At 70.1% G+C, this 20,953-nt stretch carries 22 protein-coding genes; 10 read left to right on the forward strand and 12 right to left on the reverse strand.

The annotated features are described in order from the left end of the window. Positions 1–104 precede the first annotated feature (104 nt). The 4 genes from RIF65_RS06780 (at position 105) to RIF65_RS06795 (ending at position 3,026) form a co-directional block, all read left to right on the forward strand. The gene (locus RIF65_RS06780) at positions 105–965 is read left to right on the forward strand and encodes a phage major capsid protein (protein ID WP_309065352.1); all 861 of its coding nucleotides are present in this window, start codon (positions 105–107) and stop codon (positions 963–965) included. Positions 966–1,431: 466 nt separating this feature from the next. After that, positions 1,432–2,058 (forward strand): hypothetical protein, encoded by a 627-nt coding sequence (locus RIF65_RS06785; RefSeq protein ID WP_309065353.1) that lies wholly within the window; start codon positions 1,432–1,434, stop codon positions 2,056–2,058. A 19-nt stretch (positions 2,059–2,077) separates the two neighbouring features. After that, positions 2,078–2,623, forward strand: coding sequence for a hypothetical protein (locus RIF65_RS06790; RefSeq protein WP_309065354.1), 546 nt, complete (start codon positions 2,078–2,080; stop codon positions 2,621–2,623). A gap of 103 nt (positions 2,624–2,726) precedes the next feature. Continuing rightward, positions 2,727–3,026, forward strand: a complete 300-nt coding sequence (locus tag RIF65_RS06795) for a hypothetical protein (RefSeq protein ID WP_309065355.1) — start codon at positions 2,727–2,729, stop codon at positions 3,024–3,026. A gap of 234 nt (positions 3,027–3,260) precedes the next feature. Here RIF65_RS06795 and RIF65_RS06800 read toward each other — a convergent pair whose 3' ends face one another. Then, positions 3,261–4,211, reverse strand: a complete 951-nt coding sequence (locus RIF65_RS06800) for a DsbA family protein (protein ID WP_309065356.1) — start codon at positions 4,209–4,211, stop codon at positions 3,261–3,263. A 213-nt stretch (positions 4,212–4,424) separates the two neighbouring features. Here RIF65_RS06800 and RIF65_RS06805 point away from each other — a divergent pair, with 213 nt between their 5' ends. After that, positions 4,425–5,528, forward strand: coding sequence for an ABC transporter ATP-binding protein (locus tag RIF65_RS06805; protein ID WP_309065357.1), 1,104 nt, complete (start codon positions 4,425–4,427; stop codon positions 5,526–5,528). Between the two features lie 71 nt (positions 5,529–5,599). Next, complete coding sequence (locus RIF65_RS06810; RefSeq protein WP_309065358.1) at positions 5,600–6,904, forward strand: DUF4032 domain-containing protein; 1,305 nt, start codon at positions 5,600–5,602, stop codon at positions 6,902–6,904. A 6-nt stretch (positions 6,905–6,910) separates the two neighbouring features. On the opposite strand, the gene RIF65_RS06815 is transcribed toward RIF65_RS06810, so the two are convergent. The 5 genes from RIF65_RS06815 to RIF65_RS06835 form a co-directional block, all read right to left on the reverse strand. Next, on the reverse strand, positions 6,911–7,552 hold the full coding sequence (locus RIF65_RS06815) for an NAD(P)-dependent oxidoreductase (protein WP_309065359.1): 642 nt from the start codon (positions 7,550–7,552) through the stop codon (positions 6,911–6,913). 69 nt (positions 7,553–7,621) lie between these two features. After that, positions 7,622–8,629 carry a 23S rRNA (guanosine(2251)-2'-O)-methyltransferase RlmB gene (gene rlmB / locus RIF65_RS06820; RefSeq protein ID WP_309065360.1) on the reverse strand — a complete coding sequence of 336 codons (1,008 nt, stop codon included), beginning with the start codon at positions 8,627–8,629 and terminating at the stop codon, positions 7,622–7,624. Continuing rightward, entirely contained in the window at positions 8,622–10,031 is a 1,410-nt protein-coding gene (cysS, locus tag RIF65_RS06825) for a cysteine--tRNA ligase (protein ID WP_309065361.1), read from the reverse strand. Before cysS ends, rlmB begins: the two co-directional genes overlap by 8 nt. A 238-nt stretch (positions 10,032–10,269) precedes the next feature. After that, complete coding sequence (gene ispD, locus RIF65_RS06830; protein ID WP_309065362.1) at positions 10,270–11,460, reverse strand: 2-C-methyl-D-erythritol 4-phosphate cytidylyltransferase; 1,191 nt, start codon at positions 11,458–11,460, stop codon at positions 10,270–10,272. A 73-nt stretch (positions 11,461–11,533) separates the two neighbouring features. Next, on the reverse strand, positions 11,534–12,016 hold the full coding sequence (locus tag RIF65_RS06835; RefSeq protein ID WP_309065363.1) for a CarD family transcriptional regulator: 483 nt from the start codon (positions 12,014–12,016) through the stop codon (positions 11,534–11,536). A gap of 134 nt (positions 12,017–12,150) precedes the next feature. Between RIF65_RS06835 and RIF65_RS06840 the strand changes: the two genes are divergently transcribed. Continuing rightward, a complete protein-coding gene (locus RIF65_RS06840) occupies positions 12,151–12,675 on the forward strand; it encodes a DNA modification methylase (protein WP_309065364.1) in 525 nt (174 codons plus the stop codon). Positions 12,676–12,752: 77 nt separating this feature from the next. Here RIF65_RS06840 and RIF65_RS06845 read toward each other — a convergent pair whose 3' ends face one another. Together RIF65_RS06845 and RIF65_RS06850 are read right to left on the reverse strand one after the other, a co-directional pair. Continuing rightward, positions 12,753–13,436 (reverse strand): response regulator transcription factor, encoded by a 684-nt coding sequence (locus RIF65_RS06845; protein ID WP_309065365.1) that lies wholly within the window; start codon positions 13,434–13,436, stop codon positions 12,753–12,755. Then, a complete protein-coding gene (locus tag RIF65_RS06850) occupies positions 13,433–14,647 on the reverse strand; it encodes a sensor histidine kinase (RefSeq protein ID WP_309065366.1) in 1,215 nt (404 codons plus the stop codon). Before RIF65_RS06850 ends, RIF65_RS06845 begins: the two co-directional genes overlap by 4 nt. A 186-nt stretch (positions 14,648–14,833) precedes the next feature. On the opposite strand from RIF65_RS06850, the gene phoU reads away from it, so the two are divergent. Further along, entirely contained in the window at positions 14,834–15,541 is a 708-nt protein-coding gene (gene phoU / locus RIF65_RS06855; protein WP_309065367.1) for a phosphate signaling complex protein PhoU, read from the forward strand. A 4-nt stretch (positions 15,542–15,545) separates the two neighbouring features. On the opposite strand, the gene RIF65_RS06860 is transcribed toward phoU, so the two are convergent. Continuing rightward, the gene (locus tag RIF65_RS06860; RefSeq protein ID WP_309065368.1) at positions 15,546–16,262 is read right to left on the reverse strand and encodes a helix-turn-helix transcriptional regulator; all 717 of its coding nucleotides are present in this window, start codon (positions 16,260–16,262) and stop codon (positions 15,546–15,548) included. A gap of 72 nt (positions 16,263–16,334) precedes the next feature. Between RIF65_RS06860 and RIF65_RS06865 the strand changes: the two genes are divergently transcribed. Beyond that, positions 16,335–17,207, forward strand: a complete 873-nt coding sequence (locus RIF65_RS06865; RefSeq protein ID WP_309065369.1) for an NAD(P)H-binding protein — start codon at positions 16,335–16,337, stop codon at positions 17,205–17,207. A gap of 46 nt (positions 17,208–17,253) precedes the next feature. Here RIF65_RS06865 and RIF65_RS06870 read toward each other — a convergent pair whose 3' ends face one another. Next, positions 17,254–17,997 carry a phosphoglyceromutase gene (locus RIF65_RS06870; protein ID WP_309065370.1) on the reverse strand — a complete coding sequence of 248 codons (744 nt, stop codon included), beginning with the start codon at positions 17,995–17,997 and terminating at the stop codon, positions 17,254–17,256. 199 nt (positions 17,998–18,196) lie between these two features. Here RIF65_RS06870 and RIF65_RS06875 point away from each other — a divergent pair, with 199 nt between their 5' ends. Beyond that, positions 18,197–19,024: a class I SAM-dependent methyltransferase gene (locus RIF65_RS06875; protein ID WP_309065371.1), complete on the forward strand. Its 828-nt coding sequence runs from the start codon at positions 18,197–18,199 to the stop codon at positions 19,022–19,024. A gap of 129 nt (positions 19,025–19,153) precedes the next feature. Here the strand turns inward: RIF65_RS06875 and ygfZ are convergent, their stop codons facing one another. After that, positions 19,154–20,239, reverse strand: a complete 1,086-nt coding sequence (ygfZ, locus tag RIF65_RS06880; RefSeq protein WP_309065372.1) for a CAF17-like 4Fe-4S cluster assembly/insertion protein YgfZ — start codon at positions 20,237–20,239, stop codon at positions 19,154–19,156. Beyond that, a complete protein-coding gene (locus tag RIF65_RS06885) occupies positions 20,239–20,841 on the reverse strand; it encodes an FABP family protein (RefSeq protein WP_309065373.1) in 603 nt (200 codons plus the stop codon). Before RIF65_RS06885 ends, ygfZ begins: the two co-directional genes overlap by 1 nt. Positions 20,842–20,953 lie beyond the last annotated feature (112 nt).

The raw sequence follows: 20,953 nt of genomic DNA on the forward strand, positions 1-20,953 counted from the left end.
CGCACCGGGCCGCAGACCACGACACAACCCCCTGACGAATCGCGCTCGCGAACACCAGGGCATCCGCTTCTGTCAGGTCTGCGCATCACGAAAGGTCGCCCACCATGGCTAACTCCAGCACCCTCAGCGTTCTCACCGGCGAGCAGGTCGCCCCGCTCATCGTTGAACCCCTCACCCGCGAATCTGTCGCCCTCTCCGCGTCCACCGTCGTGAACACGGATCAGGCCGCCTACCGGATTCCCCGGATCACCGCCGACCCGTCCGCCGACTGGCTCGCACCGAACACCGAGATCGAAGCATCCGAAGCAACCGGCGCTGACCTCACCATCACGCCCGCGAAGGTCGCGGGGATCAGTTACATCGCCAACGAGCTCGCCAACGACTCCGACCCTCAGGCCGCCGGCATCATCGGGCAGCGGCTCGCCGTCGACATCGCCCGCCGCATCGACCGGGCATTCTTCGGGCCCGTCATCACCGACGACCTTGACCCCGACTACAACGCCGTCCGCCCCGTCGGTCTCGATTCCATCACCGGCGCCGCGCTGAACAACATCGACGCCGCGCCGACCACCGGGCTCGACCCGTACATCGACGCACTCGCCGCGGCAGAAGCCGAAGGCGTCGACCTCACGTCATGGGTACTCAACCCCACCGACGCGGCCGCGCTCGCGAAGGTGAAGACCGGTACCGGCTCCAATGTCCTGCTGCTCGGCGGTGGCGCGGAGAACGGCGCTTCCCGCACGATCCTCGGCATTCCCGTCCGCACGAGCCCCTACGTCCCGTCGGGCACCGCATGGGGCATCCCGGCCGCTCGCACCTTCGTCGTCCTGCGCCGAGACACCGAAGTCGTCATCGACCGATCTGCACGGTTCGAGTACGACCAGACGGCGATCCGCGCCGTGTGCCGCATCGGCTTCGGCTTCCCCCACGCCCGCGGCATCGTCCGCATCGAGGACGTCGCCTAAACCCGCTGGCTCGACCTGGTGAGGTTCCCCACGCCGTGAGGCCGGGGGGGAAGCGTCCACTCCTTGGACAGGGTTACGACCTCACTGCTGAGACCAGTGCCCCGCCGGGACAGTGATCCACCGTCACGGCACCGCCCGCTCCGACTGTCACCTTGAGGCGGGACAGTCGGAGCGGTCCACCGTCCTCACCCGACACCCCCACTGTCAACCGACCTGACACCCCGAGCCGACCCCGAGCCGACCGCGCGGCGCGTCGCCGAGCACCCGGGGCCGGGACCCCCCTGCCCCCTCCGCCGCTTGACCGCTAACGTTCTGCTGCTCGCGGTCTATGCAAAACGTGAGGGGTGAGCAGTGCGACCAAGCAGCGCCGAGATCCGCATGATTCCGCGGTTCCCGCTGCGCACAGCCGTCGCGGTTCGGTGAGCAGTGCGCCGGTTTCCCCTTCGATCGAGAGTGAGCAGTGCCGATGAGTGCCCATGACGTTGAGCAGTGCATCAAGGACTACCTGCGCGCGCATGGCGGGTCCGCGTCGGCCGGTGACGTGACCGCCCATGCGGTCGGCGAGGGCTATGCGGCATCGACCGTCCGCAGGGTCGCGGATCGCACGGTAGTAAAGACGAGGGAGGGGAACACGTTCACATGGTCGCTACGCCCACAACCGACCTTCACCGCATCTCCTGCTGAGGAAGAGCCCATGCCGTCACGTGCCGGTCGGCTTGTCGAGGTGAAGGCGAAGCCGAGCCTGTGGGATGCGATGAAGTTCAACGGGCAGCCGATGAGTCACGACCCTGGCGCGCGATACGCCACACCGGGCGCTCGGCCCATCGATGATCGGCGCCGGGAGCGTCTTGCTGAGCCTGAAGCGGAACCGCCTGCACCTGCGTGGGATTCCCGGTACGCGTCTATGTCGCAGTCCGAGCGGATGCACCTGATCGGGCAGCGCCCGACGGTTTCCAGCTACATCGAGTTCTGGGAGGGGTACTACGAGCCGACCGAGGTCGAGACGATCTGCATTCTTGAGGCGGACGATGACGGCGCCTATCCCCTGACCGATACCGCTGGCGGCAACGCGATGGTGCCCCTGCCGTACTGAGAGAGAGACGAGACGAATCATGACGGTGAACCTGACCGCCCCGAACCTGCAGCGGCTGTTCTCCGGCCCGCTCATGGCCGACGAACTCGAGCGCAGATATCTCGCCGGTATCGCGGCCGTGTACCGGCTTGAGCCGACCGCGTTCGGCCCCAACCTTGATCCGGCAGCGTCGATCATGGCCGCGATCGACCTGACCTTGCCCGTCATCGACTGGGACAGCCCGAGCCGCGTCGACGGCATCACCCCGGATCAGCAGCGCATCACGGTCCTCTCCTACTCCGTCACCGGCGACAGAACTCCACTGACGTGGGTTCCGGGTGAACGGCAGATCGGTAACCCTCCCGAGAGGTTCGGCATCACCAGCGGGCACGTGACGATCGTTCTCACCGGCAACCAGACCACCGCGGAACGGGTCGCCACGGCAACCGCGCGCATCCGTCGTCACGTCGACGCGAACCGCGCCCACCAGACCGTTGAACTGCTCAAGTGGCGGGATGACACCGCCCGACGCATCCGGGACGCCGTGAAAGCCCGCCGGGCGCTGTTAGACACTCTGCCCGTATAGTCCGCGCATGTGGAGGGGGCGCCGAGAATAAGCCCCCAATTCGCACCTACCGTGGACAGAGGAGGTACTGCACCAGTCAGCGCCCCAGATCGAAGGAGAGAACGTGACCGACGAAGTCCGAACCATCACTGCTTATAACGAGTTCCCCACCGTGCCTGAACGAGTCAGAATCGCGCGTCAGATTGTCACGATCACGCCCGCCGAATCTGTGCCGGGGCGCGCATGGCTGATCACTTGGCCGCAGGGGTTCAGCGCGCTCGTCGTGGATGCCGGCTACGATGGTGCCGACCGTATCGTTGACTACGAGTTCGACTCGCACAGCGGCCAGGTCGGGCACGGTTCCATGGTGACATTCGACGAACTCGCGCACCAGTTGTTCGGTGGCGCCGTTCCCCTGCGCTAGCCAACACGAACACAACCCGGAACCCCGCATTTACCCCGCAGATTCACTGATCCGGCGTGAGTTCCCGGGATTGTGCGTGACCAGTCGAGAGTAGGGAGGTCGACTGCTATGAGACCCCGCGATAACCTCTGATTCTGCCCCGAACAGAATTACAAGACAGGTGCTCTACCAGCTGAGCTAAGTCGGCGAACCGTCACCAGCATAGCGACGGCAGAAGCGGCGGGTGACCGCCGCTCAGGAGGACGGCGTCGGCGTCGGAGTGGGCGTCGGGGTCTTCTCGCCGTAGTACTGGTCGCTCGCCGTGGTGAGCACGAACTGCGAGAACTCGGCAGGGTCATCCATCGCCCCGACGTAGGCGTTGCCCTCGACGACGACGAGCGCCTCGTTGTTGAGCTTGAGGTCCTTCGAACCGGGCAGCGGTCCCTCCAGTGCTCGCGCGGTGGCGTCCTTCGCCCAGGAGACGAAGTCCTGGTTCTCGATGCACGAGCGCACCTTCTTGACGTTCTCGGCACCGACGGCCACGGCGAGGTCGGCCAGCTCTACATCGGTGCGCCCGTCGCTGTTCAGTTCGGGCTGGTCGGTGAGCAGCTCGTGGTTGTAGTCGTAGAACTGCGCCGGCGAGTGGGTCGCCACGCACGCCGCCGCAGATGCCGCGCGCAACGAGTACTTCGTGCCGTTCGAGTTCGCCGTGAGCAGCGCGACCGGGTGGTAGGTCACCGTCACGGCGCCCTCGTCGATCCAGCTCGCCAGCTGCCGCGCGTTCGCGCGCTCGAACTCGGCCGCGCCCGCCGACAGGTAGTCGATGTAGATGTGGATGTCGGTCGGCTCCGCCGCTCCCTCGGTGGGGGTGGGCGACGGTGACGCGGTGGCGCCGGTGTCGCTCGGCGTCGGCGAGGCGGTCGACGGCGTCTCGGCCGCGCCGCTCTCGACGGTGATCTCGCGCACCGTGACGCCGTCGTCCTGCATCCCGGCCGGGTTCAGCGCCGGCTTGGAGATGGACGACCTGACCGCGAAGGCGACCGCGACGCCGATGGAGCCGATGGCGACGATGGCCACGACGCCGATGATGATGCGCCGCATGAGGCGCGCCCTCGACTGCCTGGCGTGGACCTGCTGGGCCTTCTCCCGCACCGCTTCACGCGTGTTGCGAGCGGCGGGGATGTTCGGCGTCTCGTCGCTCGACATCGTTCCTCTTGAGATCGTGGTGGGGGCGGGTTCTCCCACGAGCCGCGTGAGAAGCGGCAACGTGTTCGATGTTAACGAGACATTCTGGGAAATACCCAGACGGGGCCGGGCATGCCATACTGATCGGGACCCGATGGCGGGTCACGGCGGGCGACCGCCGCTTCCATCACTACGGATCGTCCGGCACGTACCTGCCGGTGAAGGAGAAATGCAATGGCCTCTGTGACCTTCGATGAAGCCACCCGGCTCTACCCCGGTGGCACGCGTCCCGCAGTCGACAAGCTCAACCTCGAGGTCGGAGACGGCGAGTTCCTCGTCCTCGTCGGTCCCTCCGGTTGCGGAAAGTCCACCTCCCTCCGCATGCTCGCCGGCCTCGAAGAGGTCAACGCAGGCCGCATCCTGATCGGCGACCGCGACGTCACCGACGTGCCGCCGAAGGACCGCGACATCGCGATGGTGTTCCAGAACTACGCGCTGTACCCGCACATGACCGTCGCCGAGAACATGGGCTTCGCACTCAAGATCGCCGGTGTCGGCAAGGAGGAGCGCGCTGCGCGCGTTCTCGAGGCCGCCAAGCTCCTCGACCTGGAGCAGTACCTCAACCGCAAGCCCAAGGCCCTCTCGGGTGGTCAGCGTCAGCGTGTCGCGATGGGCCGCGCCATCGTCCGCCAGCCGCAGGTGTTCCTCATGGACGAGCCGCTGTCGAACCTCGACGCCAAGCTGCGCGTGCAGACCCGTACCCAGATCGCGTCGCTGCAGCGCCGCCTCGGCGTCACCACGGTCTACGTCACGCACGACCAGACCGAGGCGCTGACCATGGGCGACCGCATCGCGGTGCTCAAGGACGGCATCCTGCAGCAGGTCGGCTCGCCGCGCGATCTGTACGAGAAGCCGAACAACGTCTTCGTGGCCGGCTTCATCGGCTCGCCCGCGATGAACCTGTTCCCCGCGGACCTCGCCGAGGGCGGCGTGCGGTTCGGCAGCGAGGTCGTGCCGCTCGAGCGCGACACCGTGGGCCGCGCGCACGGCAGCCAGGTCACGGTCGGCGTCCGCCCCGAGGACATCACGGTCGGTCCGGCCGACGGCAAGGGCCTGCCGGTCGTGGTCGACCTCGTCGAGGAGCTCGGCGCGGACGGCTACCTCTACGGCCACACCGAGATCAACGGCAAGCGCACCGACATCGTGGCGCGCGTCGACGGCCGTAACCACCCCAACGCGGGTGAGACCGTCACGCTCGCGGCGAACCCCGGGCACGTGCACGCGTTCGACCTCGAGAGCGGTGAACGCCTCAACGACAAGCCGATCGTCTCGGCCTGACATCTCGAACCACGCGGCGCGGGCTGACCTCTTCGGTCGCCCGCGCCGCGGCGTTTCCGGAGGAGTCCGCCATGCAGGAGTCGCTGCGCATCACCGCCAGCTCGATCGATCCCGGCCTGCTGTCGCTGCCGTGGTCCACGCCGCTGGGCAAGTGGCCCTCGGAGCACATCGTGTCTCTACCGAAGGGCCTGTCGCGTCACCTGGTCCGCTTCGCGGACCTCTCCGGCAAGGTGGTCGCCGTCAAGGAGACCACCGACGAGATGGCGCGTCGCGAGTACGACATGCTGGGCAGCCTGGCCCGCCTCGACGTCCCGTGCGTGAGCCGGGTCGCGGTGATCGCCGGGCGGTCGGATGCCGACGGCAAGCACCTCCCGGCCGCGCTGGTGACCTCGCACCTGCGCTTCTCGATGCCGTATCGGGCGCTGTTCACCCGGGTGCTGCGCCCCGACACCGCCACCCGACTGGTCGACGCGCTCGCGCTGTTGCTGGTGCGACTGCACAACGTCGGCTTCTATTGGGGCGACGTGTCGCTGTCGAACACGCTGTTCCGTCGAGACGCGGGGGCGTTCGCCGCTTACCTGGTGGATGCCGAGACCGGTGAACTGCACGAGGAGGGCCTGACCGACGGACAGCGCGCGTACGACCTCGACATCGCGCGCACCAACATCGCCGGGGAGATCATGGACCTCGCCGCCGGCGGGCGTCTGGAGCGCGGCGTCGACGCCGTCGAGATCGCTGACGGCATCGTCTCCTCGTACCGCGCCCTGTGGGCGGCGCTCACCGACGAGGAGTCCTTCTCCGCCGATGAGACGTGGCGCATCACCGAACGCGTCGAGAAGCTCAACGCGCTCGGATTCGACATCGACGAGATGTCGATGGAGACGACCTCGGACGGCACCGTCGTGCGCATCCAGCCGAAGGTGGTGGATGCCGGGCACCACCAGCGCCGTCTCATCCGCCTCACCGGGCTGGACGTCGAGGAGAACCAGGCCAGGCGGCTGCTCAACGACCTCGACGAGTTCCGGGTGCGCTCGTCCAAGCAGTGGGCGGACGAGGAGATGTACGCCCACGAATGGCTCACCCGCGTCTTCGAGCCGGTCGTCCGGGCGATCCCGTACGACCTGCGCGCGAAGCTGGAACCCGCCGAGGTGTACCACCAGGTGCTCGAGCACCGCTGGTATCTGTCGCAGGCGCAGGGGCGCTCGGTGCCCCTGGCCGAGGTGCTGACCAGCTACATCAACGACGTGCTGCGTCACCGACGTGACGAGGCCACCATCATGGGCCCGCCGACCGAGACCATGAGCCTTCCGGTGATCACCGGATCGCTCGACGTGTCGGACGACACCGGCGCCGTCGACTGGCGCGACCTGGTCTGATGGGCGTCAGTAGCCGACGGTGAAGCGTGCGCGGCGGTGGTCGCCGCGCTCGATCTCGTCCAGGACGGCGATCGCGAAGTCGGAGCCCGAGATGTACGACGTGCCGTCCTCCCCCTTCACGACGACCTCGCCGCCGATGCGGTACGAGCCGGTGCTCTCCCCAGGCTCCCACGCCCCGAACACCATCGGCGGGTGGATGAGGAACCAGTCCAGGTCTTCACCGGAGTTCTGCAGCAGCTCGAGCGTGTCGATGCCGACCTGCGCCTCGTGACGGTACTCCTCGGGCACGCCGAGATCCCACAGCCGGGGGCCGCCCGGCTCCGCGAGGCTGCCCATGGCGCCACCCACGACACCGAGGCGCGTCGACGTCCCGGCGAGCCGGTGCGCCAGGACCCGCACCACGTCGAGGCCCTTGTCCGCCATGTCGCCGCGCGGCGAGACCGCCGAGATCACGGCATCCGCTCCGTCGAAGACGTCGCCGAGTGCGTCGATGTCGAGCACCGAACCCTGCACGTACGCGACGCCGTCGACCGGCTCGTCGGGCGTCGTGCGGGAGATCGAGACCACCTCATGGCCGCGACTCACCGCCTCACGGACGATGTGCGATCCGGCGTACCCGGTTCCTCCGACGACGACGATGCGGGCCATGGCGTTCCTTCCGTTCAGCGGCTCCCCCTCGGGAGCACTCCACGAGACACAAACGCCCCGGGCAGCAGGCTATTCCGCGGAGGCGCGCAGCGTCGAGACCTGGTACAGCGCGACGGATGCCGCGATACCGGCGTTCAGGGATTCTGTGGCGGCTTCGATCGGGATGGACACGATCTGGTCGCAGGTCTCGGTGACCAGGCGGGACAGTCCCTTGCCCTCCGAGCCGACGACGATCACGACCGGGCGGTCGGCGAGCTGCAGCTCGGGCAGGGAGACGTCTCCGCCGCCGTCCAGGCCGAGCACGAACACGCCTTGCTTCTTGAACTCCTTCAGCTGGCTGGTGAGGTTCGAGGCGAGCGCGACCGGGATGCGCGCGGCGGCTCCGGCGCTGGTCTTCCAGGCGGCGGAGTTCACGCTCGCCGAACGGCGCTGCGGCAGGATCACGCCGTGCCCGCCGAACGCGGCCGTGGAACGGATGATCGCACCCAGGTTGCGCGGGTCGGTGATGCCGTCGAGGGCGACGAACAGCGGCGTCTGACCCCGGTCGATGACCTGCTCCAGCAGGTCCTGCGGGTGGGCGTACTCGTACGGCGGCACCTTGAGCGCCACCCCCTGGTGCACGCCGTCGAAGCCGGCCATGCGGTCGAGCTCCTGGCGGGTGACCTCGAGCACGGGGATGTCTCGGTGCCGAGTGATCGCGAGCATCTCCTTGACGCGGTCGTCCATCTCCACGCGCTGGGCGATGTAGAACGCGGTCGCGGGGATCTTGGTGCGCAGCGCCTCGAGCACGGAGTTGCGTCCGGTGACGGTCTCTGTGTCGTTCGCGGTGTCCTTCGAGGAGCGCGTGGACCGGTTGGCGCTGGAGGTCTGAGTGCGCTGCCCTGGCTTGCCCTTGCCGCCGGCGGCGGCGTAGCGCTCTTGGGCGGCCTTGCGCTTGCCGGCGACGTGCCAGCTGCGGTCCTCCGCCTTGGGGGTCGGCCCGCGGCCCTCGAGGGACTTGCGGCCGTGGCCGCCGGTGCCCTTCGTGGCGCCCTTCTTCTTGCTGTTGCCCGCTCCGGGGCGACCTGGCTTAGCCATCGATACTCCAATGTGTTCCGTCCGGAGTGTCCTCCAGAGTGATGCCCGCCGCACCGATCGCATCGCGGATGCGGTCGGCGGCGGGCCAGTCCTTGTCGGCGCGCGCCTGGGCGCGCTGCTGGATGAGCGTCTGCACCAGCGTGTCGAGAGCGGATGCCGTCGCCCCGGTGTCCCCGCGACGCCATTCCGCGGAATGCGGGTTGATCCCGAGCAACTCGGTCATGGCGGTGACGACGCCGTGCGCGGCGTTCGCCTCGGCGCTGTCGCCGCGGTCGAGGGCGGCGTTGCCCGCGCGCACCGTCTCGTGCAGCGCGGCCAGCGCCTGCGGCACGCCGAGGTCGTCATCCATCGCCGCGGCGAAGGCGTCGGGAACGTCGGATGCGGCCGCGTTCGCCGGTCCTCCCGCCGCGCGCACGGCGCGGTCCAGGAACGAGCGGATCCGCCCGAGTGCGGCATCCGCCTCGGCCCACGACGAGTCGGTGAGGTCGAGGCTGGAGCGGTAGTGCGCGGCCGCGAGCGCGTAGCGCACCACGATCGGGTCGTGCCTGGCGAGCACGTCGGCGGCGAGCGTGAAGTTTCCGAGCGACTTCGACATCTTCTGTCCGTCGACGGTGACCAGGCCGTTGTGCACCCAGTACCGTGCGAAGCCGTCGCCGGCGGCGGTGGACTGGGCGAGTTCGTTCTCGTGGTGAGGGAAGCGCAGGTCCAGCCCGCCGCCGTGGATGTCGAACTCGGCACCCAGGTAGCGCTTCGCCATCGCCGAGCACTCGATGTGCCAGCCGGGCCGTCCGGCTCCCCAGGGCGATGCCCACACGGCATCCGCCGGTTCGTCGGGCTTGGCACCCTTCCACAGCGCGAAGTCCTGCGGGGCGCGCTTGCCGCGCGGGTCCGCGTCGGCGGCGGCCTCCATGGCGTCGACGGACTGGTTGGTCAGTTCGCCGTAGGCAGGCCACGAGTGCACGTCGAAGTACACGTCGCCGGAACCGTCGGGGGCCGGGTAGGCGTGTCCGCGTTCGATGAGCGCGGCGATGATCTCCTGCATCTGCGGGATCGACGCGGTCGCCCGCGGCTCGTACGTCGGCGGAAGGATGCCGACCGCGGCATATGCCTGCGAGAACTCCTGCTCCATGCGGTAGGCGAGGGCCCACCAGGGTTCGGCCTCTGTGCCGTTCGCGAGGACCTTGTCGTCGATGTCGGTGACGTTGCGCACGAAGGTGACGCGTCCGTACCGGTGCGTCAGCCAGCGGCGCAGCAGATCGAAGCTCAGCGCGGCGCGCACGTGCCCGATGTGGGGGCCGGACTGCACGGTCGGCCCGCAGACGTACATCGTCACGTTCGAGGAGTCGAGCGGAGCGAAGTCGCGCAGCTGCTGGGCGCGGGTGTCGTACAGGCGGAGAGTCACCGCACAAGACTACCGGGGGCCGCTGTGCACGCGCCGGGCGGTGACGTCGCTGGTGCGGGCTGCCGCGTCGCGGACACCCCGGGTTCCCGACGCCCGTCACGTCGACACCCCGGGTTCGCGACGACACCCCGGGGTGCGTGCGTCGCTACGCCGGGGTGTCGAACGTATCCCGGGGTGTCGGCGGCGCGGGCGACGACACCCCGGGCTCCCGACGTCCGCGTGATCGCGCAGCGGCCGCTCAGCGGGCGGGGATCACCAGCGCGACGGCGGTGACCGACACGCCCTCGCCGCGTCCCGCGAAGCCGAGCCCGTCGGTGGTGGTGGCGGTCACCGACACCGGTGCACCGCCGAGCGCGGCGGAGAGCACCTGCTGCGCCTCGGCGCGGCGGGCGCTGAACCGCGGGCGATTCGACTGGAACTGCACCGACACGCTGCCGATGTCGAACCCGGCCTCCGCCAGCAGTTGCGCTGTACGACGCAGGAAGACGTCCGCGTGTGCCCCGGCGTACTCGGGGTGCGCCGTGCCGAAGTGGGTGCCGATGTCGCCGAGCCCGGCAGCCGACAGCAGCGCATCCACCATCGCGTGAGCCACGGCATCCCCGTCGGAGTGACCGGCGAGCGCCTGCTCACCCGGCCAGTGCAGGCCCGCCAGCCACAGGTCGCCGTCGCCGCCGTACGCGTGCACGTCGGTGCCGACACCGATGCGCGGCATCGCTGCGGCGGCTGGGCGCTCCCCGGCGAGCAGGTATCTGGCCCGTTCGAGGTCTGCCGGGGTGGTGATCTTGAACGCGCGCTCGGAACCGTCGATGCGCGTCACAGGATGACCGGCGGCCGCGAACAGCGCGGCGTCGTCGGTGTACTCGACGCCGGCGGCCTCGGCGGCATGGTACGCCTCCTCCAGGGCGCGGCGCGGGAAGCCCTGCGGCGTCTGCGCGGCGGCCAGCTCGGACCGGTCCACACCCCCGACGATCCGCTCCCCGTCGATCCTCTTGAGCGTGTCGACCACCGGCAGTGCCGGGATCACCCCGGCGCCCGCGCCGACGGCATCCGCCACGGCGTCGATCTGCGCAGCGGGGGTGAGCGCGCGGGCGGCGTCGTGCACCAGGACGGTGTCGATGTCGCCCCACAGGGCGGCGAGTCCTGCCGCGACGGACTGCTGGCGGCTGTCTCCGCCGGTGACGACGGATGCCAGATCAGCGCGCTCCCCCGCTGCCGCGCGGGTCTCGGTCTCGGCGACGCCCTCGAACCCGGCGGGTGCGACGACCACCACCTGCATGGGCCGCGCCGCGAACACCCCGTCCAGTGCGTGACGCAGGATGGAGCGGCTGTCGATGCCGACCAGCGCCTTCGGCGCCCCGCCTCGCAGACGTGTGCCGGATCCTGCGGCGACGACGATGATCGCGGTGCGGGGAACGGGAAGCAGAGTCACGCTCTCACGTTACCGACCCGGTGCCGGGCATGCAGTGAGGGCGGATGCCGCAGCATCCGCCCTCACTCCGAACTCAAGACGCGAGCACCTCGTCGAGGAGCTCTCCGGCCTTCTCCTCTTCGATCTTCTCGGCGAGGGCCAGCTCGGAGACGAGGATCTGGCGAGCCTTGGCCAGCATCCGCTTCTCACCGGCCGACAGGCCGCGATCCTGGTCGCGGCGCCACAGGTCGCGCACGACCTCGCTCACCTTGATGACGTCACCCGACGCGAGCTTCTCGAGGTTCGCCTTGTAGCGGCGCGACCAGTTGGTCGGCTCCTCGGTGAAGGGGGCGCGCAGGACCTCGAACACGTGGTCGAGACCCTCCTTGCCGATCACGTCGCGCACGCCGACCAGGTCGACGTTCTCAGCGGGAACCTCGATGATCAGATCGCCCTGGGTGACGTTGAGCTTCAGGTACTTCTTCGTCTCGCCCTTGATCACGCGGTCCTTGACCTCGATGATCGTTGCGGCTCCGTGGTGCGGATAGACGACGGTTTCGCCAACCTCAAAAAGCATAAAAACGTGTCCTTTCGGCAATCTCCAGAATACCACAGCCCGTATGCACTAAGGTTCGCGCCGAGTCCGTCCCGGCCGCGCATCGGCGACCCACTAGACTGATCCCCGACACCCGTCGCACCTCAGGAGGATCCGTGAACTCGCGCCTTGCTGCGTCCGTCGCTCCCCGCCTTGCAGCCGTCGCCGCGCTCGGCGCCGCCGTGGTGCTCGGCACCACCGGATGCAGCTACCTGACCCATCAGGCGACCACGATCCCGTACTCCGCCTCGGACGGCGTGAACGTCGACTCGACGGGCGGCCCGATCGAAGTCCGCAACGCGTTCATCGTCGCGGACGAGGACGGCGAGACCGGCAACCTGGTCGCCGCCCTGGTGAACACCGGCGACAAGAGCACCACCCTGTCGATCGACGTGGCCGGCGAGCAGCTCAGCATCCGCGTCCCGGCCGGCGAGAGCTACAACCTCGGCGGCGAGGAGGACCCGCTGCCGATCAGCGACCTCGGTGTGACGCCGGGTGCGACCGTCGAGGTGCTGTTCAGTTCCGGCGACGACGCCAAGGCCGTGCCCGCCCAGGTTCCCGTGCTGGATGGCACGCTGCCCTACTACTCCGACCTCACCCCCGAGCCGTCCCCGTCCGAGACGGCCGGCGCCGCGGGCTGACCCGGCGGAGAAACTGCTCCGCACGCACGGAAGAGGCCGGCCCCCGCGGGGGCCGGCCTCTTCCGTGCGGGTGACGCTCAGCCCTCGAACCGGTACCCGAGGCCGCGCACGGTGACGAGCATGACCGGCTCGCCGGGGTTCTCCTCGATGCGCGAGCGGATGCGCTTGATGTGCACGTCGAGCGTCTTGGTGTCGCCGAAGTAGTCGCTGCCCCACACCCGGTCGATCAGCTGCCCGCGGGTCAGCACCCGCCCCGCGTTGCGCATCAGCACCTCGAGGAGCTCGAACTCCTTGAGCGGCATGTTGATCTCCTTGCCGTCGACGGCGACGGTGTGGCGGTCGATGTCCAGCACCACGCGCCCGCCCTCGAGGACGCGCTCGTCGAGCTCCGCCTCGGCCTGCACGACGCGGCGCAGCACGGCCCGCATGCGAGCGAGCAGTTCGCGGGAGGAGTACGGCTTGGTGATGTAGTCGTCGGCGCCGAGCTCGAGCCCCACCACGATGTCCACCTCGGAGTCCTTCGCGGTGAGCATGATGATCGGCACCGAGGAGGACTGCCGGATCTGTCGGCACACCTCGGTGCCCGGCATTCCGGGGAGCATCAGGTCGAGCAGCACGATGTCGGCACCGCGCTCACGGAAGGCGCTCAGCGCACCGGGACCGTCCTCGGCGATCTCGACCTCGTACCCCTCCCGCCGCAGCAGGTACGCCAGCGGGTCGGCGAGGTCGGGCTCATCCTCGACGAGCAGAATGCGGGTCATGCGAACTCTCCGTTCCGGGTGCGCCCGAGGGCCTTCGCCGCTTTGCGGGCGCGCTTCTTCCTGGTCTTGGGGTCGACGTCGTCGACGTTCGGCGGGTCGATGCGCGGCAGGCGGATGGTGAACGTGGACCCGCGGCCGGGTCGCGACCAGAGCCGCACCTCACCGCCGTGCCGCTGGGTGGCGTGCTTCACGATCGACAGCCCGAGGCCGGTGCCTCCGGTGCGGCGGGAGCGCGCCTCGTCGGCACGGTAGAACCGTTCGAAGATCCGCTCACGGTCGGCCTCCGAGATGCCGATCCCCTGATCTGTGACAGCGATCTCGACCACGTCGCCGTCGGCTTTGACCCCGATGCCGACGCGCGAACCGCGCGACGAGTAGGCGATCGCGTTGGCGATGAGGTTCCCGACCGCCTCGATGAGGATCTGCGCGTCCCCTCGCACCCACACCCCGCGGTCGCCGCCGCGGGTGAGTTCGACGCCGGCCGAGTCCGCCTGCACCGCGTGCGCCTCGATGGATGCCGCCACGACCTCGTCGATCGCGACCGGTGCGACGTCGGACAGGCTCTCCGCCGCCTGCAGGCGGGACAGGCTCATGATGCGTCCGGTGAGCTGGCCGAGCCGGGCGGCCTCGGCGGAGATGCGCGCTGCGAAGATGCGCACCTGTGCGGGGTCGTCGGCGGCCGACTCGATCGCCTCGGCCAGCAGGCTGACCGCGCCGACCGGCGTCTTCAGCTCGTGGCTGGTGTTCGCGACGAAGTCGTTCCGCATCTGGTCGAGCCGTTCGCGCTCGGTGACGTCGCGGATGACCAGCAGTGTGAGTCGGGCGCCCACGGCGCTCGCCCGCGCCGAGACGAGGCGCGGGTCGAGGAACCCGCCGCCGGTGAGACGCAGCGTCTCGGTCGCGCTGACGCCGCTCGCGCGCACGGAGCGCACCAGTTGACGCAGCTCGCTGTTCTCGAGCACGGAGCCGACGAGGATGCCGAACCGCTCGGCCGCCTTCGATGTCGCGACGACCAGACCGGAGGCGTTCAGCACACACGCGGCGTCGTCCATGCCGGCGAGGACATCGGTGATGCCCGGCGGGATGTTCGTCGACGCCTCGTCCGCGAATCGGGCCTTGGCGCGGTACGCCCACACGATGAGGAGGGTGACCCCGACGCCGATCACCACACCGACGGCGAGGGCGATCAACGCGAGCTGCGGAGAGGGCATGACTACAGATTAGGGGTCGTTTACCCGGTGCCCCGTGGCGCCGACGGCCGCCCAGGGGCGGCGGCGACTAGTATTCACGTTCCGGGCACCGTTCGTTAACCTTCGGCGAACACAATCGGCCCTGGCCCGCGTCAGTGTGCCCGAACGGCTCGGCACGCCGAGCCCACGACGAAAGGTTGCGCCGACATGCGCGAAGTCTTCCACCAGTCCCTCGAGGAGCTCCAGGCGCGCCTCGCCGAGATCTCCGACCTGGTCACGATCGCGATCGAGAAGGCGACGAACGCCTTCGCACACAGCGATGTCGCCCTGGCCGAGGAGGTCATCGCCGACGACGCCAAGATCGACGAGCTCGCCATCTCGCTCGACGAGCAGGCGATCGAGATCCTGGCCCGCCAGCAGCCCGTCGCGCGCGACCTGCGCATCGTGATCACCGCCCTGCGGGTGAGTGCCTCGCTGGAGCGGATGGGCGACATGGCCGAGCACATCGCGCAGCTCGCCCGCCTGCGCTTCCCCGAGCGCGCCGTGCCGCGTGGGCTGAAAGGCACCTTCCGGCGCATGGGCGAGCTCGACGTGGAGATCTCCCGCACGCTGGGCGACCTGCTGCGCACCCAGGACCTGCGCTACGCCGACGCCATCCGCAACGCGGACGACGACGTCGACGAGCTGCACGCCAGCGTGTTCGAGAAGGTGCTCAGCGACAACTGGAAGGGCGAGGCGACCGCGACGGTCGACGCGACCCTGGCCAGCCGCTACCACGAGCGTTTCGCCGACCACGCCGTCGCCGTCGCGAAGAAGGTCGTCTACCTCGCCACCGGCGACTGGGCGGTCGAGGAGTCGGACATCGCCATCGCCGCTGCCGTCGCGCAGCAGCAGCTCGACGAGGAGAAGGACTGACGCGTCACGGCGCCCGGCCGAAGTCGGTGGCGAGCCATTCCTCCACACTCTCGGCCGGGAACTCGCGCGGCCGGCCGGTCGAGGGTACCGGCTCGACGTCGCGCAGCCTGTCCAGCCGGAACAGCCGCCACGCGTCCCGGTCGACGTCGTAGCCGACCAGGTACCACACCGCCTCGCGCAGCACCGTGCGGTACGGCTCCACCAGCCGCCGGGAGGGCCGCCCCGCGGCATCGGTGTAGGCGAAGCGCACCCGCGCGCCGTCCGCGACGGCATCCGCCAGCGTCCCGATCGCGGCCATGCTCACGGCGGGGCGCTCCCGCTCCAGCATCCCGAACGACAGCGCGACCGCACGGGCGCGACGGGCAAGGCCCGGCGGCAGCACCTGCGCCAGCTTCACGGCGGCCGTCGCGACAGCCTCGTCGTCCGGCATCCACGCCGACAGCACCGCGAGACCGGCTGCCACGGCGCCCGCCTCGTCGGCGCCGAGGAGCAGCGGCGGCACGCGCACACCCGGCCGGAGACGGTATCCCGCTCCGGGACCGGGGCGCGCACGCACGTCGTACCCGAGTTCGCGCAGCCGTGCCGCGTCGCGCTGCACGGTGCGCTCGCTCACGCCCAGCCGCCGGGCCAGCAGCGCGCCAGACAGCTCGCCGCCGCCCTGCAGCAGGGCGAGCAGCCGCAGGGTGCGCTCAGTCGAGGTGGTGGCCATGTCCCTCAGCATGCCAGCAGTCGACGACAGGAACCGGCGGGATCCGTGCGTACCGTGGCCGCATCGATCGAGAGGAGAGGATCCATGCGGATCGCCGTCACCACCCCGAACGGACATGTCGGACGCCACCTCGTGCGCTCGCTGGTCAGGGCGGGGGTGCGCCCCCTGCTGCTGATGCGCGACCTCGCGAGGCTGGACCCCGAGCTGCGCGACGTCGTGGACGTCGCCGCGGCCGACTCGCGCATCGCGGCGCAGGTCGTCGCCGCCACGCGCGGCGTGGACGCGGTGTACTGGGTGAACCCGCCGACGATGGGCGAGGACCCCCTGGCCGACCACGCGCGCGCGACGGATGCCGTCGTGCGTGCCGTCACGGCGAACGGAATCCGCCGTGTCGTGTTCCAGAGCAGCGTCGGGGCGGAGAAGCGGCACGGCGCGGGCGAGATCGACGGGCTGGCCGCGACGGAGAGCGCCCTGGACGCGCTGGAGATCGACGTGGCGCACCTGCGCTGCGGATACTTCTTCACGAACCTGGCGTTCCAGGCGGATGCGATCCACGACGGGGTGATCCCGGTGCTGCTTCCGCTCGACGCCCGGATGAGCTGGGTCGCGCCGCGGGACATCGCCGAGGTCGCCGCCGGCCTCATCCTTCACACCGGCTGGTCAGGGCGGCGGGTGCAGGCGGTGCACGGACCAGCCGACCTCAGCTGGAACGAGGTCGCCGCCATCCTGACCGACGAGCTCGGACGCCCGGTGGCGGCGAGGCGGATCGCGGACGACGAGATGCGCGCCGCCTACCTGGGGATGGGCATGTCGCCCGCGTGGGCGGATGCGATGCTCGGGATGTCGACGGGTCTGCGCGAGGGCTTCGTGCCCGAGCAGCAGCGCACCGTCGCCTCCACCACCCCGACCACGCTGCGGTCGTGGGTGCGCGACGAGCGGGAGTCACTGCGGGCATGAGAGAGGGGGAAGGATGCCCTGGCATCCGTCCCCCTCTCCCACCTGGCTACTTCTTGCCCTGCGCGGCGACCGCGGCGGCGCCCGCGGCGGCGGCCTCGGGGTCGAGGTAGCGGCCGGGGCCGGTGGGGACGTTGTCGTCGTCGAGCTCGTACACCAGCGGGATGCCGGTGGGGATGTTCAGTCCGGCGATGTCGTCGTCGCTGATGTTCTCGAGGTGCTTGACCAGACCGCGCAGCGAGTTGCCGTGTGCGGTGACGAGCACCGTCTTGCCCGCCTCGAGGTCGGGGACGATCGCCGACTCCCAGTACGGCAGGAGCCGGTCGATGACGAGCTTCAGCGACTCGGTGCGCGGCACCTCGCCGTCGATACCGGCGTAGCGGGGGTCGTTCACCTGGCTGAACTCGCTGTGGTCGTCGAGCACGGGCGGCGGCACGTCGAACGAGCGGCGCCACAGCTGGAACTGCTCAGGGCCGAACTCCTCGAGGGTCTGCGCCTTGTCCTTGCCCTGCAGGGCGCCGTAGTGGCGCTCGTTGAGGCGCCACGAGCGCGTCACCGGGATCCACAGCCGGTCGGCCGCGTCGAGCGCGATGTTCGCGGTCTGGATGGCCCGGCTCAGCAGCGAGGTGTGCAGCACGTCGGGGAGGATGCCGGACTCCGCCATCAGCTCGCCGCCGCGCCGCGCCTCGTTCTTGCCCTGCTCGGTGAGGCGGACGTCCACCCACCCGGTGAAGAGGTTGAGCTCGTTCCATTCGCTCTGGCCGTGACGGAGGAGGATCAGGGTGCGCGTCATGGCTCCCAGCTTAGCTACACGTGGGTTCGGGGCCTGGTTGGGTGACGTTTGTTGCGGGCGGGCGCCGCGAGATTCCCTTCGCTCGCAGAGCGGGGGCCCCGCCGCCTTGGGCGGCACCCCCGATGCTCGCTCCGGGAATGTCACGTGGCGCTCTCCGGTGGGGAGCGCAGGACGCACAGTGTGAGAGAGGATTAGGGGTATGGGAGGCACCTCGCCGGTTGGGCAGAGCACGCGGGGGACGACGGGGACGAACCGGCTGCGACGCAACGACCGGTGGATCGCGGCGAGTGCGGCGTTCCGCACGGCATCCGATCCGCTCGTCGTCGACCTCGGCTACGGCGCGAGCGGGGTGACCGCTTTCGAGCTCGCCGACCGGCTGCGACGCACCAGAGCGGATGCCGAGGTGCTCGGCCTCGAGCTCGACCCGGCACGGGTCGAGCGGGCACGCGCGCAGCTCGCCGAGGTGCGCGCAGGGCGGACGCCGTTCCCGGCGGACCTGAACGTGTCCTTCCAGCGCGGCGGTTTCGAGGTGCCGCTCCCCCGCGACCGGCGACCCGCCGTGATCCGCGCGATGAACGTGCTGCGGCAGTACGACGAGCCGCAGGTCGCCGACGCCTGGCGCCTGATGGCGTCGCGGCTCGCGCCGGGCGGGATGCTGGTCGAGGGCACGTGCGACGAGATCGGGCGGATCTGCTCGTGGGTGGACGTCTCCGCCGACGGGCATCCGCTCAAGTTCACGATCTCCCTCCGCCTGGCCGGGCTGGAGCGTCCGGGCATCGTGGCCGAGCGCCTGCCGAAGACGCTCATCCACCGCAACGTCGCAGGCGAGCGCGTGCACGCGCTGCTGACCGCACTCGATCGCGAGTGGGAACGCGCCGCACCACTGTCGACGTTCGGTCCCGCCCAGCGCTTCACCGCCGCTGTGGCGGCACTGCGCGACGGAGGGATGCCGGTGCACGGCGATCGGCGCCGCTGGCGTCTCGGCGAGCTCACCGTCCCGTGGGACGCCGTCGCCCCGGCATCCTGACCCCGCCTCTCGGCCGTCGAGAGCACGGGATCTCGCCGAGTGCACGGGCAGTCCACGCGAACAAGCCGTGCACTCGGCGACTTCACGTGCACTCGGCGCAAGGAGAGCCGCGCGGCGCAGCCGACCGGGTCAGCGGGGATCCTGGGCGACCGGGCGGCGGGAGAGCCGGGTCAAGCGCGGCACGTCGGCGGTCGCACCCGCGTCGGCGGGGACGATCACCTGCTGGGAGGCGGCGACATCCGCACCCTCCGCACGGACCACGAGGTCACCGGCGGGCGCCCGACGCGACAGCATCGCGAGCGCGATCGGTCCATCCTCGTAGTGCAGGGCCGAGGAGGTGATGGTGCCGACCTCCGTGTCGCCGGCGAGCACCGGTGCACCGGGGGCAGGCAGCACCGACTCGCTGCCGTCCAGCTGGAGGGCGGCGAGCCGCCGCGGCGGATGTCCGAGGTTGTGCACCTTCGCCACGGTCTCCTGGCCGCGGTAGCAGCCCTTGCTCAGGTGCACGGCGCTGCGGATCCAGTCAGCCTCGTGCGGGATGGACTTCTCGTCGACCTCGTGCGACCAGCGCGGCCGCCAGGCGGCGATGCGCAGCGCCTCCGCGGCGAGCGCCCCGGCGAACGGGCCGTCCGGCACCGCAGATCCGTCGAGCAGAGCGACGCTCCAGCCGTACTCCTCCGCCGGGTGCTCGGCGACCTGCGCGTACTGGTGCCCGCCGGGCTGCACGCGCGCCCACGGGTCACGCCACACGACAGGCACGCCGTGAGGCGCGGCCACCCGCAGGCGCGACTCCGCCGCCCCGCCGGCGAAGAACCCGGCGAGGGTGGCATCCGTGCGCAGCGTCACCGTCACCCGGGAACGGAACACCATCCGCTGCAGCCAGGTGGTGAGGCCCTCGGCGTCACCGGCATCCGCGATCAGCCAGGTCGACGCGCCGTCCTCGAAGACGCCGGCGGCGTGCTCGACGTGTCCGTGCGGGTCGAGCACGAGCAGCTCGGTGCTGTCTGCGGGGGCGAGACCCGCGAGGGCCTGCGACGTGATCGAGTCGAGCCAGGTGAGCCGGTCCTCGCCGGCGACCTCGATGAGCGCCCGGTCGGTCAGCGGCGACAGCGCCTCACCGGATGCCAGCAGGCGCTGCTCCACGAACGGGTTGCCGAAATGCGCGATGACGTCGCCGTCGCGGACGGCACCGGGGAGCGTCTGGAAGACGTCCATCACACCCTCGCCAGCCGTGCCGAGGCGTGCGACTTCAGTTGCTCGCCGAAGGCGGTGATGTCCCACGCCCACAGCAGATGGCCCTCGACGAGGCCGTACATGCGGGTCGCGCCCGAGTAGGGCTTGGTGCCGGCCATCCGCACGACGGCATCCGTCGCGATGTCGATGCGCGGACCGGCGATGCGGCCGAGGTACAGCTCCAGGGTTCCATCGGAGTGCGCGATCGACGCCTCGATCGGGAACCCGTCGGGCGTGCGCAGCGACTCGACGTCGTCGACGGTGCGGGGCGGCGCGGACTCCGTCGGCGGCAGCAGGGCCGGTCCGGGGTCGGCCGCGGTGTGATCGCGGGTGAGGCGCCAGAACCCGGTTTCGGCGACGAGCGGCACGGGCACGTCCTGACCGTCGGCGCCGAGGAAGGATGCCGTCGCCGCGTAGTTCAGGAACGGACCGCCGTCGTGGCTGAAGCTCACGCGATGGGAGAACTCGCCCTCGTAGCGCGTCTCGCCGGTCGAGTACTCGATGACACCGGTGCCCTCCCACACACCCAGCAGCCAGGACAGCGGTGCGAGGTCGGCGGGAAGATCGGTCGGCAGATCGATCACGGCGCGGTGCGGATCAGCGCTGGCCGCGGAACAGGTTGACGAGCACGACGCCGGAGACGAAGGCGATCGCGAGGCTCGCAAGGCCGAGCAGGCCGAGGAAGAAGAATTCGAG

Origin of the sequence: Microbacterium sp. (assembly GCF_031180975.1) — a bacterium.
GTDB lineage: Bacteria > Actinomycetota > Actinomycetes > Actinomycetales > Microbacteriaceae > Microbacterium.

Excerpts from the sequence above, each read along its gene's own strand:
- RIF65_RS06780 (WP_309065352.1), top strand. The coding sequence starts at position 105 with ATGGCTAACTCCAGCACCCTCAGCGTTCTCACCGGCGAGCAGGTCGCC.
- RIF65_RS06785 (WP_309065353.1), top strand. The coding sequence starts at position 1,432 with ATGAGTGCCCATGACGTTGAGCAGTGCATCAAGGACTACCTGCGCGCG.
- RIF65_RS06790 (WP_309065354.1), top strand. The coding sequence starts at position 2,078 with ATGACGGTGAACCTGACCGCCCCGAACCTGCAGCGGCTGTTCTCCGGC.
- RIF65_RS06800 (WP_309065356.1), bottom strand. The coding sequence starts at position 4,211 with ATGTCGAGCGACGAGACGCCGAACATCCCCGCCGCTCGCAACACGCGT.
- RIF65_RS06805 (WP_309065357.1), top strand. The coding sequence starts at position 4,425 with ATGGCCTCTGTGACCTTCGATGAAGCCACCCGGCTCTACCCCGGTGGC.
- RIF65_RS06810 (WP_309065358.1), top strand. The coding sequence starts at position 5,600 with ATGCAGGAGTCGCTGCGCATCACCGCCAGCTCGATCGATCCCGGCCTG.
- RIF65_RS06815 (WP_309065359.1), bottom strand. The coding sequence starts at position 7,552 with ATGGCCCGCATCGTCGTCGTCGGAGGAACCGGGTACGCCGGATCGCAC.
- rlmB (WP_309065360.1), bottom strand. The coding sequence starts at position 8,629 with ATGGCTAAGCCAGGTCGCCCCGGAGCGGGCAACAGCAAGAAGAAGGGC.
- RIF65_RS06835 (WP_309065363.1), bottom strand. The coding sequence starts at position 12,016 with ATGCTTTTTGAGGTTGGCGAAACCGTCGTCTATCCGCACCACGGAGCC.
- RIF65_RS06845 (WP_309065365.1), bottom strand. The coding sequence starts at position 13,436 with ATGACCCGCATTCTGCTCGTCGAGGATGAGCCCGACCTCGCCGACCCG.
- RIF65_RS06850 (WP_309065366.1), bottom strand. The coding sequence starts at position 14,647 with ATGCCCTCTCCGCAGCTCGCGTTGATCGCCCTCGCCGTCGGTGTGGTG.
- phoU (WP_309065367.1), top strand. The coding sequence starts at position 14,834 with ATGCGCGAAGTCTTCCACCAGTCCCTCGAGGAGCTCCAGGCGCGCCTC.
- RIF65_RS06860 (WP_309065368.1), bottom strand. The coding sequence starts at position 16,262 with ATGCTGAGGGACATGGCCACCACCTCGACTGAGCGCACCCTGCGGCTG.
- RIF65_RS06865 (WP_309065369.1), top strand. The coding sequence starts at position 16,335 with ATGCGGATCGCCGTCACCACCCCGAACGGACATGTCGGACGCCACCTC.
- RIF65_RS06870 (WP_309065370.1), bottom strand. The coding sequence starts at position 17,997 with ATGACGCGCACCCTGATCCTCCTCCGTCACGGCCAGAGCGAATGGAAC.
- RIF65_RS06875 (WP_309065371.1), top strand. The coding sequence starts at position 18,197 with ATGGGAGGCACCTCGCCGGTTGGGCAGAGCACGCGGGGGACGACGGGG.
- ygfZ (WP_309065372.1), bottom strand. The coding sequence starts at position 20,239 with ATGGACGTCTTCCAGACGCTCCCCGGTGCCGTCCGCGACGGCGACGTC.